Here is a 16,094-nt window from a genome sequence, read left to right on the forward strand (position 1 = left end):
GAAATGATGCCGATCTTATCAGCATTAACCCTATCATGGTGCTTTAATCTTTCACACGAAACTCGCAAGTCCGGTTGAACGGTCCTCGTATATCTCAAATCTAGATCAAACGCTGTCCTTTTGCTTTCGTGATGGCCTGTACTCTGTTCTTCACATTCAGCTTCTGGTAGATATGATGGCTGTACCGCTTCACCGTACCCAGTGAAAGGAACAAATGTGAGGCTATCTCCGAATTACTGAGGCCATCTGCCATGCATTTCAGGATATCCAGTTCACGCGAGGTAAGCGAATCCACTTCAGCTCTTAAGTCAGCACGGCTTTCTGCCGCATGTGTGCCCAGCTCCGCTTCAAATACAGTCAGCAGCTTCCCCACATACTGGCGAATACCGCTTGCAAGGCCGGTCGCCAATCGATCCGTCAGCAGTCTGCGCACCCCTTGCCCCTCATCCAAAAAGAGACGGACATAACCTTCTGGCTCTGCAAGCCGCAATACCTGATCAAGCGCTTCGGTCGAACTGGACGGCTTACCCTGCAGGTCATAAGCGATTGCAAGCAGCAAGCCAATCTCAATTCGGCTTCCTAGCCGATCTGCACGGAATGCAGCCTTCTCCGCTTGTCTAAGCTTGCGGATCGCGATATCCGTCTTCCCTTGCATCAGCCAAATTCGGGCCAGCGTCACATGCGCGTATTCCCGATCGACCGACGCCGTTTCATGCGCTAGAACGGGATATCGGTCTGCCCAGCCAGTTCCTTCATCCGCCTTACTCTGAGACAGCTTCAGCCTAACCATCTGTGCCTCCAGCAACATGCGCCAATGAGAGACATGAAGCAGGTCCAGCTCCTTCATCGCATTTTGCAGGCTGTGCTCCGCTCCCTGCATATCCCCTCTGGCTGCAAGCAGCTTGGATTGCAGAATGATAGCTGGCACCCATACGCCAAGGCCGGACGGCGTCGCCTGCGCTGACAAGGCTATCTCAAGCAGCGGCGTCACCTTGTCCAGCGCGTTTCTTTCATAATACAGATCAGCCAAGAACACGAGGCCATGCCCCTGCAAGGCGTAATGAATCGCTTCTCTTCGCTCCTCTGAATCCGACACCTTGGCAGAGAGAGCGGCCATCTTGTTCAGCCTGCCTCCGAATCCGATCGGTCCGCGGTACAGCAGCGCTTCGCCCAGATTGACAACCTTCACAATCGAAGCAAACAATCTCAGCCCCTCGCGATGGCGGTCAAGCAGCTCTACAAAAGCGTCGATATCGCCTTTGTAGAAGGCTATGGACGCCCGGTACATCCCCATGCGCATCGTCATTTCTTGAGATGCTTCGACGGATAAGTCCCGCTGTTGTTCTCCCAGCGCAGCGAGCGCATCGTTCAGGAGAGAATCCGCCTCTTGCACCCGGCCTGTCAACGCCAGAGTCCCCGCCTGGTAGTAAAATAAATCAGGACGCGCAACAACATAGACTAGCGGAATTTGGGCCAGCCATGCCATCATTTCAGATTCATGTCCGTTCTTGACGAGCATGGGCAGATGCCGCTCTATACGTTCTGCCGCCCAATTAAAGTCCCCTGCTTGCAGCGCATGGCGAATCGCTTCTTCATACGCCTGATTCTGATCAAACCAGCGAGCAGCTCGGAGATGGAGCTCGCTTAGGGTCCCGGCATCTTTATTAACTTGCAAGCGGCTCCTTAATGCTTCCATAAATAAGTGATGGTATCTATACCATACGCGGCTATCGTCCAGCGGGATAAGAAAGAGATGGCTCTTCTCCAGTCTATCCAGCAGCGCATGCGCATCTTGATTCGCCGTAATTGCATTCGCCAGCTCGGCCGTGAATCGGTCAGCAATAGAAGTTAACAGCAGGAAATCAAGCAGCCTCTCATCCAGCCTGCCTAATACCTCATCAGCCAAGTAATCAAAGATGTACCGATGGCTGCCGGAGAATGCTTGTATATAAGCGGCAGCGTCCTGGCGGTGCTGCAGCGACATAAAAGCAAGAAAAAGTCCCGCAGCCCAGCCTTCCGTCTTCTCTCCAAGCAAAGCGAGCTCCTCCGCAGCAAGCGGATTCATAAGCGTTAATCGTTGAAGCTCCTCCGTTTCTTCTATGGTGAAGCGCAAGTCCTCGGTGTGAAATTGGGACAGCTGCTTGCTAACACGCAGCCGGGATAAAGGCAACGGCGGAATCGTACGGCTAATCAGAATGACGCGAACAGAAGAGGAAGCATGCTCCATGAAAGCAGACATGCTGTCATGAATAAGGGGATTGGCTACGAGGTGATAATCGTCCAGGACAAGCACACAGGGCTCGGATAGCATGGACACCAGCTCCAAGATTACGGAAATCAGAGTGTCAATATTGGATTCCCCTGGCGGCATGCGGTCTTGCATCGTCTTGCTTATAGCCGGATACTCCACAAGCAAAGCGGCTGCTACCATCGTCCAAAAGCGGCTGGCACTCCTATCGCCTGAATCCAGCGAAACCCATGCAGCCTTCGTGCTGCGTGTATGGACCCAGGTGCGTACCAGCGTGGACTTTCCATATCCTGCCGGAGCAGAAATAAGCGTCAGCTTGCGGCTAACGCTTTCATCCAATCGTCCAAGCAGCCGCTCCCTGATCGTATCGCCCGAGGATGCGGGCGGCACGACAATGCTCGTCTTCGAGACGAGAGAAGCGGCTTTTAAATGGTCTGTTTCGGTTTGGGTATATTTTCTCAGCATAGGATCACTTCTTATGTCGAATTTGTTACTTTCAACATAAGAATGATAGCGGCGTCTGTCAATACTTTAGCCCCATATTTCTTATATGTTTCACGTATCTTCCGATTTATGCCGCTGATGGCAGTTGGATCGAGATGACCGCCCCGCCTGTCTGGGCATTGCCTGCCGCGATCGAGCCGCCGCAGCGCTCCACTATTGCACGCGATATGGCAAGTCCAAGCCCCGTATCGCCATCCTTCCCTCTTACGAATCGATGGAAGAGCTGCGGAATCAAGGACTCCGCAATACCGCTGCCGTCATCCTCTATGCGGATGCTTATTCGCTCCTCTGCTACGGTTACTTTTATGCTTATGGTCGTCCGGGCATGCCGGGCCGCATTGGACACGACATTAAGCAGCGCCTGCAGCAGTTTATCCTTATCCGCTACCGTGCGCAGCCCGGTCATTTTATCCTCTGCATAATCAACCTTCAGCTTAATATCTCTGGCCAACAGCAGCGGGTTAATCCGCTCGACGGTCTCTGTCACAATTTCTTCCACGGTTACCGGCTCTGCCTTGAATATATCCTCTTCACTGTCGAGCTTAGCCAGCAAGGTCATCTCCGTCACGATTTTCGACAGCCTGCCGCTCTCGCTCATAATGACCTCAAGCCCCTTGCGCGCGCCTTCTCCTTCAAAAACGCCGTCCTTAATCCCTTCGGCGTAGCCCGCAATCGACATCAGCGGCGTTTTGAGCTCATGGGAGGCATTCTGGATAAATTGCTTTTGCACGCGGTTGTAACGGTCAAGCTCTACCGCAAGATCATGGACGGTCTCCGCCACGGCGCCGATTTCGCCTCCGGCTTTAATTCGCTTGACGTCGGAAAATTGGCGGCTTTTCACTTTTTTCAGCTCGCCTTTCAGCTTCATCAGCGGTTCGATCAGCTTCTTGGTAATGAACAGGCTTGCCGCATAGACCAATATGCCGGCAGCACACAGAACGAGGAGAAATCGCTCAAGCAGCGCGCGCTCGATCTCTTTGATTTGACTCATCGGAGTGATAAGCGTCAGCTTGCCTTGGGGTAGCGGCTGGATATCGACCAGGAATCTGCCGTCACTTTCATTCCATATTTCTTGCAGCGACGTTGCGCTCGTCATGCTTCCAACCTCCGTCAAAGCGCTTGAAGTCGTCGCGTAGCCCGTGCCGTAGCCCGGCAATACATTGCCTTCAGCATCGGAGATGAACGCTTCCACTCCGCTTACAGGGAGCGCTACGCCCGATGCGATAGCTACGCTGCTAGATAGCGTATAGGGGGGGGCGGCACTTATTGTATTCTGAATCGCAACACCCAATGCTTGCATATCATCCTTCTGCTTACCTACAAAATGATCCATCAACACATAATGAATGATTACACCGGTTAGCGACAGCACAATAACCAGCAGCGCGCCAAATGCCAGATTAATTTGGTGGATCAGCCTCATCCCCGCTCACCTCCCTCATGTCTAAGCCTGTAGCCATGGCCCCATACGGCTTCTATCGGTAGCTGCATTATTTTTTTGCGGACGCGCTTCACCAGATGGTCTACCGCCCTGTCGCTGCCGTAATAATCATCCCCCCATACGATCGCGAGCAGATCGTCACGAGAGAAAGCGCGGTTCGGATGCTGGGACAACGTATGAAGCAATGCAAACTCCTTCAGCGTCATCTCGACCTCCTCGCCATCCCAAAACACTCGCCTCTCATCCATAGACAGCCGCAGCTCTCCAATGACAATATCGCCGGAAGATTGAACGGATGCCGGTCCCTCCTCGCCCGGCCTTGCGGCATACCAGCGATGGAGCTGTCGCTTGACCCTCGCTACCAGCTCTCTGGGACTAAAAGGCTTGACCATATAATCGTCGCCGCCAAGCTCCAGCCCCATGATTTTATCCACTTCATTGTCGCGAGCGGAGATCATAATAATCGGCACCTCAGCCTCGCGCCGGATTGTACGGCAAAACTCATACCCGTCCATCCCGGGCAGCATTATATCGAGCACCCACATATCCGGGGGATCATTCCGCCATAGCTCCAGCGCTTCCTCGGCGCTCCCCAGTCCGATCGTTTCGAAATTTTCGCGTACCAGATATGCCTCAACCAGGTTTCTTATATGGAGATCGTCATCGACGACCGCAATTCGATATGAATTCATCTTTAATTGCCTCCCTGCCTTATCTTCCACCATTATAGCAAGGCTGCTATTCCGCTGGCGACTTGCCATCGTTTTTCCACAATTCCACCAATGAACTGCCACTTCTCGCCTATACACTTGGACATGTAAGACAAAACAAACAACCGAGGAGAGTGTAACCATGAACAAAATAAAACTATTCAAAAGCGTAGCAGCATCCACGCTGCTCCTATCCGCATTTGCCAGCACATCTGTATTTGCGAATCCGAAAACGGTTGATTTGCTGTCGACTGGAACTGCAGTCAAAGTAGAAGGCAAACTCATCAAGGGCGAGGAGCTTCCAGCGTTACAAGCTGTCATGCTTCCTGACCCGGTTGAACTTGCTCGCGAATATGCGCCGGATACGGCTGAGGACTGGGAAGCTACCTTGAAGCAGTACCATGAGCTGCTGAAAGATAAATTCAGTATTATGATTCTAAACGAGGATGGCGTTCATCTTCCGGAGGGAGAAGCGACCGTGATGGCACTTCAAGCAATTTCAGGGGAAAACGTTGACGCCTCCATGTTCATAAAAGACGAGGCTATCGAGCTGAAAGCAGCAGGCGCCCTTCAATTCAATGCCGCTACGACAAAGTCTGCCGCAACCGTAAGCGACACCGCTGCTGCGGACATCAAGTTCGATGTAGTGAAGGATCTTGATGCAAGCCAGTTTACTGCCACAGCTGTTGCAACTAAACCATCTCCGCTGTTCGAGACACACAGCAAGCTCGCCAAGGCAGCAGAAGATAAAGATGCAGCTGGCATTCGGGAAACGCTCTCCGATTTGCTGGCGGAGTATAAAGAAGAAATTCAACAATTGCAAGCTGAGGACAAGTAAATTCAAAAGCATTAGACAGAGAGAAATTCCAAACAGGTTAGAGACGGAACATAGAGAAAGCATGGCGGGCATCCGCCATGCTTTCTCTTGCCTTATACAATATCTCCGGCGACAAGCCGCTAAGCGATCCTGCGGCTTACGCCCCCCTTAATACTGTTCCGTTCAAGGGCGTCTTACACCGGAACCGCATACCGTTCAATCTCGAAGCCCAGATCCTCGATCATCCGATGATCGGCTGTCACATCCTGTCCTTCAGTCGTCAAGTAATCTCCGACGAACAAGGAGTTGACCGCATACAGCGCCAGCGGTTGCAGCGCGCGCAGCCGGATCTCGCGTCCTCCCGCCGCCCGCAACTCCTTCGAGGGACAGATCAGGCGAAATAAGGCAAGCGTCCTCAGCGCCCTAAGCGGAGCAATCGGCGCCGTATGCTCCAGCGGCGTGCCGGGTATCGCATTCAGAAAGTTGATCGGTATGGAATCCGCATCAAGTTCGCGAAGCGTCATAGCCATCTCTACAATATCCTCATCCGTTTCCCCCATCCCAATAATAACGCCCGAGCATGGAGACATGCCGCTTTGCTTAGCTTTTTGGACGGTGCCGATACGATCCTCGAAGGTATGTGTTTTGGTAATGGATGAATAATGGCTGCTGCTTGTATTCAAATTATGATTATATCGATGGACGCCAGCTTGCGCGAGACGCTCTGCCTGACGTTCCTTAAGCAAGCCAAGACAAGCGCAAATCTTGAGCGGCATTGTCGCTCGGATTTCCTCAACAGCTTCGATGACCTGCCCGAGCTCCCGTTCCGTCGGCCCCCGACCAGCCGCTACAATGCAATAAGTGCCGGCTTGACGGGCCAGCGCCTCGCGCGCACCCGCAACCAGTGTCTCCTTGTCCAGCATGACGTATTTTTCAATAGGTGCAGTCGATACAATAGATTGCGAGCAATACCCGCAATCCTCCGGGCACAGGCCGCTTTTGGCATTCATGATCATATTCAGCTTCACTTTTTTACCATAATAATGTCTTCTCACTTTGAAGGCAGCTTGCATCAGCGGCAGCAGCTCATCATCATCCGCACGCAGCACCGATAATGCCTCCTCCGTTGTCAGGCATTCTCCTACGAGCGCTTTGTCGGCCAGCTCGTCCCATTTCAATCTCCCCATAAGTATACCGGTCTCCTCATTATGTTATAAATAGTCATTCTTTATTGTTAACTATATAATATATAATTTAAGTTAACAATAGAGCTTTATTGTATCAAACGCGTACATCATTTTCCATATGCAAAGCAAATCGAACAGGATTGAAGAAATGGTTTGACAATCGTTATCACTTGCCATTAAAATGTGCAAGTGACGTTGATAATCATAATCATTATCGATTAGAAAAGGGAGAGAAGCACCATGAAAAAAACATTATTACCCCTCGCTATTATGATGATGCTGCTAGTCAGCGCTTGCGGAGGGAACAATAACGCACCTGGCAATTCAGGTAATGCCAGCTCGAAGCCTTCCTCGTCTCCTACCGCTGATGCAAGCGAAAATGAGGGCGGCGCAACAGGCACCATCAACTATCAATCCGAGAACGGTGAAGTGGAAGTACCGGCTAACCCGCAGCGCGTAATCGTTCTTTCTTCTTTTGCAGGCAACGTAATGGCGCTTGGCGTCAACCTGGTAGGCGTAGACTCCTGGTCGAAGCTGAACCCGCGTTACGACGAATACATCAAAGACGTTGCTGAAGTATCCGACGAAAGCCTGGAGAAAATTATCGAGCTTGAGCCAGACCTGATTATCGGCCTGTCCAATATCAAGAACGTCGACAAGCTGAAGGAAATCGCTCCAACCGTTACTTACACGTACGGCAAAGTAGACTACCTGACACAGCATTTGGAGATTGGCAAGCTGCTGAACAAAGAGAAAGAAGCTAAAGAATGGATCGACGGCTTCAAAGCTCGTGCAGGCCAAGCCGGCGTTGACATTAAAGCGAAGATCGGCGAAAATGCAACTGTATCCGTCGTCGAAAGCTTCGACAAGCAGCTGTATGTATACGGCGACAATTGGGGCCGCGGCACCGAGATTTTGTACCAGGAGATGAAGCTTGCGATGCCTGAGAAGGTTATACAAGACGCGCTGAAGGACGGCTACTATGCCATCTCCACCGAAGTATTGCCGGATTACATGGGCGACTACGTCATCTTCAGCAAATTCGCAGACGCAGACGTTTCGTTCCAGTCGACAGAATCGTACAAAAACATTCCAGCCGTCAAAAACAATCAAGTCTTCGAAGTCGACGGCAACCAATTCTACTTCAATGATCCGCTGACGCTTGAAGACCAGTTGACCTTCTTTAAACAAAAGTTCCTTGGCGAATAATCTAAGTATAGAGAGATCACAACCATGACCAAAAAAACAGCTATTCCAATGGTATATAAATGGATTGCCGGCATTGTTCTACTTGCCGGCATGTTTGTTCTTTCCATCACGCTCGGAGCAGCCAATATCAGCATCCTGGATGTATGGCGCGCCATTACCTTTACGGATCTGAACAAGGACATCCTGATCATCCAGGAAATCCGCTTGCCCAGAGAACTCGGAGCGGCGCTAGTTGGCGCCGCTTTCGGAGTATCCGGGGCCGTCATGCAAGGCGTGACTCGCAACCCGCTCGCCGATCCGGGACTGCTTGGCCTAACGTCAGGCGCGACGGCTGCGCTTGCCATTGCTCTTGCCTTCGTACCTAACCTGAACTACATTGGCATGATGATCGCCTGCTTTATCGGTGCCGCGTTCGGCTCGATTCTCGTCATCGTACTAAGCGCTTCCGGCAAAGGCAAGCTTTCACCGCTTCGCGTCGTACTTGCCGGCGCAGCAATATCAACCTTCCTGATCGCTTTGACTGAAGGTGTCGCTCTCACCTTCAAGCTTTCCAAAAACGTGTCCATGTGGACAGCCGGCGGCTTAATCGGCACGAACTGGAAACAGCTCGCATTAATCAGCCCCGTTGTTGGCCTCGGCGTCCTGATTGCCATTATTTTATCGAAGCAGCTCACCATTCTAAGCTTGAGCGAGGAAGTGGCTGTCGGTCTGGGCCAGAAGCTGACGCAAATTAGATTCCTCATGTTCTTTACCGTCATATTGCTTACAGGCGCTTCGGTCGCACTGGTCGGCAATCTGGCGTTCATTGGCCTTATGATTCCGCATATCGTCCGCCGGGTAGTCGGTACTGACTACCGTTATATCGTACCGATGTCTGCGATCTTCGGCGCTTCGTTCATGATGTTGGCTGACACGTTCGGACGGCTGATTAATGCTCCGTATGAGACGCCTGTCGTTGCCATCGTTGCCGTGCTTGGACTGCCCTTCTTCCTGTTCGTTGTACATAAAGGAGGGAGATCGATCTCATGATCCAGCAAGCTGTTATTCGCAAAACCATTATAATCATCGCTGTCACATTTGCGCTTATTCTGGTGACAGGTTTTATCGGACTGGGTCTCGGTTATTCCTCGGTCACCTACGATCGGATACTGCCTACATTGCTAGGCGACGGCTCGTTCAAAGAGAAATTCGTTCTGTTCGATATTCGAATGCCAAGAATAATCATTACGGTGCTTGCAGGCATGGCGCTAGCGCTGTCCGGCTCTATTCTGCAATCCATTACGAGAAACGATCTCGCCGATCCCGGTATTATCGGCATTAATTCCGGCGCAGGTGTAGCGGTAGCGCTATTCTTCCTGTTCGTCCCTATCGATCCAGGCAATTTCGTCTATATGCTGCCGATCGCAGCGTTCGTTGGTGCGCTCTTGACTGCTACGCTGATCTATCTGTTCTCCTTCCGCAAATCGGAAGGCCTCAACCCGATCCGGCTCATTCTCGTAGGCGTCGGCTTCTCGACGGCACTGTCGGGCGTGATGATCGTGCTGATCTCTTCCGCAGAACGCGAAAAGGTCGATTTCATCGCCAAGTGGATCGCGGGCAATATATGGGGCACCGACTGGCCGTTCATCTGGGCGCTTCTCCCTTGGCTGATTGTGCTCATACCCTTTACGCTATACAAAGCGTACCGGCTGAACCTGCTTAGCCTCAGCGAGCAAGTATCCATCGGCGTTGGACTCTCGGTAGAGAAGGAACGCATTATGCTGCTGCTTGCTGCCGTAGGGCTTGCGGCTTCCGCCGTCTCCGTGACGGGCGGCATCGCCTTCGTCGGGCTGATGGCTCCGCATATCGCAAAGGCGCTTGTCGGCCCGCGCAACCAATTATTTATTCCCATCTCCATCCTGATGGGCGGGCTGCTGCTTCTTATCGCAGATACGATAGGCCGTAATCTGATCGACCCGGACGGCATTCCGGCCGGTGTCGTCGTATCGCTGATCGGCGTACCGTATTTCGCCTATCTGCTGCTAAAGAAACCATGATTTTTTCCACAGCTAGCTAGCTGCGGTCCAGACCTTCAAAGCCACTGAACAAGTGAGCTTTGGAGGTTTTTTTCGTATCCGGCTATAAAATTCGCCTTGCCCCTTCATACTCCTCCTCCCTTCTAGTTCGAATCTCTCAGGTTTTATTGTTGGAATTTGTAGATTCGTTCTTACAGCTAAGCCCAAAGAACCTCGTTAAAACGGGCCTTTTTGCATGATGTACATTTATTTTCGGAAATTTTATACTAAAAATAAAATATATTTTGAAATTTTATTTCGAAAGATGTATTCTATTACCTAGAAAGGGGGCCCATGGTTCATCCTGGTTTTTGCTTGGATAAAAATATGAATCTAACGATTTATGTAAGTGGCTTCATGAACAGCTTGACGTTATCCACATTGAGAGAAAGGAAGTGTTGGCTTGTACCTTCACAGGAAAACCAACCGAAACGTAGCCATTCTGATTGTCATGATGATGCTTTGGGGAAGCTTGTTCTCCGGCATGGCTTATGCCGCCGAGGAGCAATCGCCTGCTGATCCGGACATCGCATCCGAAACCGCACCAGATGAAGGAGAAGAGGCTTCCGAGCCCGCAGCTGTACTTCCGCTAGCCGCAGCTGCTGCCGATCACATCGTGATTGAAGATTTTGAAGATATATCCGATTTGTATGTGGCCGAGGTGCGCACCATACCGGGTTCCACAAAGATTGAACAAAGCACCCGTCCAGGGCCCGTCATGTACGGCCAGGCTTCGGGTAAATTTGATTACGATTTCACAGGAAATGAAGGCACTTCAGCTGCCTACCTGCACTTTAACAAAAACGAGGACCGGGTGCTTGAAGGTTATCCGGTACGAATTGGCGCCTGGGTATACGGCGATGGAGGCAAGCATTGGCTCCGAGCGCAATTCGAGGATGCCAACGGCGTGAGACATACGTCAGACTTTACTTCGACCGGCGGTTTTAGCTGGACTGGGTGGCAATATGTAACCGCTTCCGTTCCGCAAGGGCTTCCGCAGCCAATCGAACTGCGGCAGATTTATATCGCGGAAACAAACAACCTGAACAAAAACAAAGGCACGGTCTACTTCGACCAAGTATCCGCTATCTATACCAGCGGCAATCCTGCCTTTATCGAGCTGTCGGGTCTAATCGAGATGAAGCCTGGCGATAGCATGCAGGCCTCCGTTCTTGCAACTTCCAACGGAAGCAGCACGCGTGCTGATGCAACAAACGGCTCGGCATTCAGCAGCAGCTCTCCTGAAGTAGCGACGGTTACGGCAGGCGGACTGGTTCAAGCCGTTGCCAATGGCACGACGACCATTACGGCAACGAACGGCTCGAACAAAGCTACATATGAGCTGATCGTATCGGATAGTGGCGCTGTACTCGCAGGCCTTGAGCTGGAAGGCCGCTCAGCTCTCAACACTGGCGAGACAGAGCAGCTTCGCGCATACGCATTCTATAGCGGCCAGACAGAACCTGTACGCCTATCTGAGCATGTAACGTACACAAGCAGCGATGAGGCGATTGCAGAAGTGTCCGCTACAGGATTGCTTACTGCCAAAAATGAAGGCGCTGTCACGATTACGGCAGAGCTTGAAGGACTTACTGTAATTATCGATGTCGTCATTACAAAACCGGTGCCTGCGCTCCAAATCATCCGCATTGCAGGACTCATTCCTCTTACCGAAGGCGACAAAGCACAAGCGAATGTACTGGCAACTTACACCCTACTGAATGAAGAGGTGAACGTAACGGATAACGCCGTCTTTACAAGCAGCGACCCTACCATTGCCGTTGTGGATGCGGACGGTGGGGTCACTGCCAAAAAAGCGGGAACGACCCGTATTCGCGCCACATTCGAAGATAAACTGACCGAACATCTGCTGATCGTCCACGCTCCGCAGCAATTGCAGAAGCGCGAGCTGCGCGCTGCCTGGATCGCATCTGTGGAGAACATCGACTGGCCAAGCAAGGGCGTAACGACGGAAGCGCAGCAGAAGAGCGACTTCATAGCGCTGCTGGATGAGCTTGCGGCGACCGGCATCAATGCCGTCATTGTACAGATTAAGCCGACAGCGGATGCCTTCTACCCTTCGAAGTACGCGCCTTGGTCCGAGTGGCTGACCGGCCAGCAAGGCAAAGACCCGGGCTATGACCCGCTCTCCTTCATGCTGGAGGAAGCGCATAAGCGGAACATGGAGTTCCATGCCTGGTTCAACCCTTACCGCATCAGCATGCACGATGATATCAACAAGCTGGTAGAGGATCATCCGGCGAAAAAAAATCCGGACTGGGTCGTATCGTACGGCGGCAAGCTGTACTTCAACCCGGGCGTGCCTGAAGCGAAGCAATTCGTCATCGACAGCGTCATGGAAGTCGTCGACAACTACGATATTGACGCCGTTCACTTCGACGATTACTTCTACCCGTACCCGGTTACAGGAGTCGACTTCCCGGATGCCGCCCAGTACGCAGCCTACGGCAAAGACTTCGCCGACAAAGCCGCATGGCGCAGAAACAATGTCGATACCCTGATCCAGGGCCTTGCCAACGCAATCAAAAGAAGCAAGCCTTATGTCCAATTCGGCATTAGCCCGTTCGGCATCTGGCGCAACAAATCGACTGACCCTGCCGGCTCCGATACGAACGGCCTGCAAAGCTATGACGCGCTTTATGCCGATACAAAGGGCTGGGTAGACAAAGGCTGGCTCGATTACATCGCGCCGCAGGATTACTGGCACTTCGGCAACGGACCTGCCGCTTATGAGAAAGTCGTAGAATGGTGGCGCGGCGTAACGGCTGATGCCGACGCTCATCTGTACATTGGCCACGCCATCTATCGCGTGCCGACTTGGGATGATCCGCTGGAAATGGTCAATCAAATCAAGTTCAACCGCAGCTTTGCGGAAGACATACAGGGCAGCATGTTCTTCAGCGCGAAGGATGTTATCGCCAACCATCTCGGCATGCAGGATACGATGATGAATGACCTGTACCGCTACCCTGCACTGGCGCCGACGATGCCTTGGCTGGATGACACCGCTCCGGCTGCACCGAAGCTGAATGCCGCCGAGCTGTCGGAGGAAGGCCTTGCCGAGCTTCGTTTCACGGATGCCGCAGGCAGCCAGGATACAACGTATTATGCGATCTACAGACAAGAGGGTACTGCCGCACCGGATATCCATGACCCGACCCAATTGATCGGAACATTCCGCAAGCAACCCGGGGCAGCCGAGCAATTGTATGTCGACGGCAACATGGATGAGTACAAAACCTATACGTACGCCATTACTGCACTGGACCGTCTGCATAATGAAAGTACAGGAAGCAACGCAGTGACATTGGCTTACGCGCCGGGCGACACGCTGAAAGAGAAAGTTATGGCCAAGGATTCGAAAAATGGCACGATTGAGCTGGAGCGCTCCGGCATACTGAAGCTTGCCGCCAATGTCATCATTGAACAGAAGTTCCCGGCACGCACCGTTACCCGCTTGCTGAGTGAGGTACTCGTCGGCGCCGAGAACGCAGTTTTCACCCTAAACGATAAGGGCGAAATCAGCAAAATCACATTGAACGGCGAGACGCCAAGAGATACGATGCGCGTCGGTATCCGTAACAGCATCGCCGATATTACGGATATGACGCAGTTGAATCATACCCGGATCGAAATGCTGGCGACAGCGTCCGTCTCCATCTCGGACAAAATTGGCGGAAATAGCGTAAAAGCGGAAGCAAACGCCCCGATCGTCTTCACGATCGCAGACGGTAAAACGGTTGTTGAGCAAAAGGGCAAAACTTTGTTGTCCACCGAGAACCGCATCTACATGTTGCCGCCAGCTGACGGCTCCCTGGTTGAGATCTCATCCTTGACGAGAGCACAGGGCAAGCCGAAATACCGCGGCGTACTGGAAGTATTCCAATCGCCTGAAGGCGACAAGCTGAGAATCGTCAACGAGCTGAACATGGAGCAATACCTGTATCAGGTCGTGCCAAGCGAGATGCCGGCATCGTTCGGCCTGGAGGCGCTGAAGGCGCAATCTATCGCTGCAAGAACTTACGCGCTGACGGACTACATGGTAAGCCGTTTTGCAGATCAAGGCTTCCATATCGACGACAGTACGCTGAGCCAAGTATTCAACAACAGCGCGGAGAACGAGCTGACTCGCCAAGCGGTTGACGCTACAGCAGGCTTGATCATGCTGAGCGACGGCATGCTGGTCGATGCCCGCTTCTACTCCACTTCCGGCGGATATGGCGCATCGAAGCATGAGGTTTGGGCGGATACCGGAACAAACAAGTTCCCTGGTACAGCCATTCCTTACCTCACTGCCAGAAGCTATACATTTGACCCGGACAGCGATAATATGCTGAACATCGATACATCGGACGAAGCAGCAGTCCATGCGTTCTACAAGGACCTGTCGCTTACCGGCTACGACTCGGAGTCGCTCTTCTTCCGATGGAAGGTAGCTCTGACAGCTGATGAGCTGGCCGCAACGATTAACAAGAACATCAAGCTTCGCCATGCGGCTGATCCGCTCTTCATCCTGACGAAGACGTCAAACGGCAGCTTCGCAAGCCTGCCGATCTCTGAAGACGGCATCGGAGAATTGCTGGGCATGTCCGTAGCAAAACGCGGCGCTGGCGGCAATATTACGGAACTGATCATTGAAGGCACAACTGGCACTTATAAGATTATTAAAGAATACAACATCCGCTTCACGATCCGACCGACCAAAGCCGATACAGGCAGCGCGGAAGACATTCTGGCCTACAGAGCCAAGGGCGGTTCGACAGATTATGATCCGGCGGGAACGGTCAAAAACCCTAGCATTCTGTATTCCGCTTTCTTCACCTTTGATATCAAAGCCGCAGAAAAAGGAGATATCGAAATCGTCACCTTCTACGGCGGCGGCAACGGACATGGCGTCGGCATGAGCCAATACGGCGCGCAAATGCTGGGCAAGGAAGGCTGGACGTATACGCAAATTTTGAATGCATATTATGCGAATATGAACATCGTCTCGCTGAACGATCCGCTTATCACTAGCCTGGAAGCTGTCCATCCGGCTAGACTGAGCATTGGCGCTACAGGCAAGCTGACGGTCAACGGACTGTTCAGCAACGGAGAGAAGTCAGCGCTGACAGCCGGCATTGACTATCAAAGCAGCGACAGCTCTATCGTATCGATAGATGCAAGCGGCAATCTGAAGGCGCTGAAGGCTGGCGAAGCAACCATTACAATTACGGTAGGCGCATTGTCGACCACTGCAAAGGTTCAGGCTTACCGAAGCTCGGTTGATCCGGGCAATCCAGGAGAGCCTGGCGGCGATGGCGACGGAGGCGGCACAGATCCGGAGCCGAAGCCGGAACCAAGCATCGACTTTAGCGATATTGGCAGCCACTGGGCTAAAGCTTCCATCGAAGAAGCGGTCAAACGCGGAATCGTCATGGGTTATGAGGACGGGACCTTCCGTCCGCAAGCGCAAGTAACCAGAGCGCAATTCATTACGCTTCTGATACGCGCATTTGACGGAGAAATCTCCGCCTCCGCTGCTCCGGCATTCAAGGACAGCAGCGACATTCCAGACTGGGCGATGGATTCCGTGAAGAAGGCAGTTGCCGCAGGCCTCATCACAGGCTATGACGACGGCACCTTCCGTCCTGGCAAAGCGATCTCCCGCTCCGAGATGACAGCATTGATCGTACGCATTGCGGGTCTTACGCCGATCGAAGACGCCAGCCTGTCCTTCTCCGACAGCGACAGCATCCAGGATTGGGCGCGCGGCTACATCGCAGCAGCGGTAGAAGCCGGCCTGATGCAGGGCAAAGGCAACAACCGCTTCGCCCCCAATGATATGACTACCCGTGCGGAGGCAGTTGTACTGCTTCTGGCATGGCTGAATGAAAACGATAGCGAATAGCAAAAACAACGCC

General features: G+C 52.4%; 9 protein-coding genes. 5 read left to right on the forward strand and 4 right to left on the reverse strand.

Annotated features, from left to right (window positions below):
• Positions 1–100: 100 nt before the first annotated feature.
• From AC0YNW_RS18790 to AC0YNW_RS18800, 3 genes are all read right to left on the reverse strand, one after another.
• On the reverse strand, positions 101–2,713 hold the full coding sequence (locus AC0YNW_RS18790) for a winged helix-turn-helix domain-containing protein (RefSeq protein WP_475833246.1): 2,613 nt from the start codon (positions 2,711–2,713) through the stop codon (positions 101–103).
• Between the two features lie 106 nt (positions 2,714–2,819).
• Complete coding sequence (locus AC0YNW_RS18795) at positions 2,820–4,175, reverse strand: sensor histidine kinase (RefSeq protein ID WP_475833247.1); 1,356 nt, start codon at positions 4,173–4,175, stop codon at positions 2,820–2,822.
• Positions 4,172–4,885 carry a response regulator transcription factor gene (locus tag AC0YNW_RS18800; protein ID WP_475833248.1) on the reverse strand — a complete coding sequence of 238 codons (714 nt, stop codon included), beginning with the start codon at positions 4,883–4,885 and terminating at the stop codon, positions 4,172–4,174. The genes AC0YNW_RS18795 and AC0YNW_RS18800 overlap by 4 nt, the downstream gene beginning before the upstream one ends.
• A 160-nt stretch (positions 4,886–5,045) precedes the next feature.
• Here AC0YNW_RS18800 and AC0YNW_RS18805 point away from each other — a divergent pair, with 160 nt between their 5' ends.
• Positions 5,046–5,741, forward strand: a complete 696-nt coding sequence (locus AC0YNW_RS18805) for a hypothetical protein (RefSeq protein WP_475833249.1) — start codon at positions 5,046–5,048, stop codon at positions 5,739–5,741.
• A 173-nt stretch (positions 5,742–5,914) separates the two neighbouring features.
• Here the strand turns inward: AC0YNW_RS18805 and bioB are convergent, their stop codons facing one another.
• Positions 5,915–6,907 (reverse strand): biotin synthase BioB, encoded by a 993-nt coding sequence (gene bioB / locus AC0YNW_RS18810; protein WP_475833250.1) that lies wholly within the window; start codon positions 6,905–6,907, stop codon positions 5,915–5,917.
• Between the two features lie 240 nt (positions 6,908–7,147).
• Between bioB and AC0YNW_RS18815 the strand changes: the two genes are divergently transcribed.
• From AC0YNW_RS18815 to AC0YNW_RS18830, 4 genes are all read left to right on the forward strand, one after another.
• The gene (locus tag AC0YNW_RS18815; protein ID WP_475833251.1) at positions 7,148–8,116 is read left to right on the forward strand and encodes an iron-hydroxamate ABC transporter substrate-binding protein; all 969 of its coding nucleotides are present in this window, start codon (positions 7,148–7,150) and stop codon (positions 8,114–8,116) included.
• Between the two features lie 24 nt (positions 8,117–8,140).
• The gene (locus tag AC0YNW_RS18820) at positions 8,141–9,145 is read left to right on the forward strand and encodes a FecCD family ABC transporter permease (RefSeq protein ID WP_387476026.1); all 1,005 of its coding nucleotides are present in this window, start codon (positions 8,141–8,143) and stop codon (positions 9,143–9,145) included.
• The gene (locus AC0YNW_RS18825; RefSeq protein ID WP_475833252.1) at positions 9,142–10,152 is read left to right on the forward strand and encodes a FecCD family ABC transporter permease; all 1,011 of its coding nucleotides are present in this window, start codon (positions 9,142–9,144) and stop codon (positions 10,150–10,152) included. Before AC0YNW_RS18820 ends, AC0YNW_RS18825 begins: the two co-directional genes overlap by 4 nt.
• Before the next feature lie 421 nt (positions 10,153–10,573).
• Positions 10,574–16,081 (forward strand): family 10 glycosylhydrolase, encoded by a 5,508-nt coding sequence (locus AC0YNW_RS18830; RefSeq protein ID WP_475833253.1) that lies wholly within the window; start codon positions 10,574–10,576, stop codon positions 16,079–16,081.
• Positions 16,082–16,094 lie beyond the last annotated feature (13 nt).

This window comes from Paenibacillus sp. J31R120 (genome assembly GCF_056269225.1).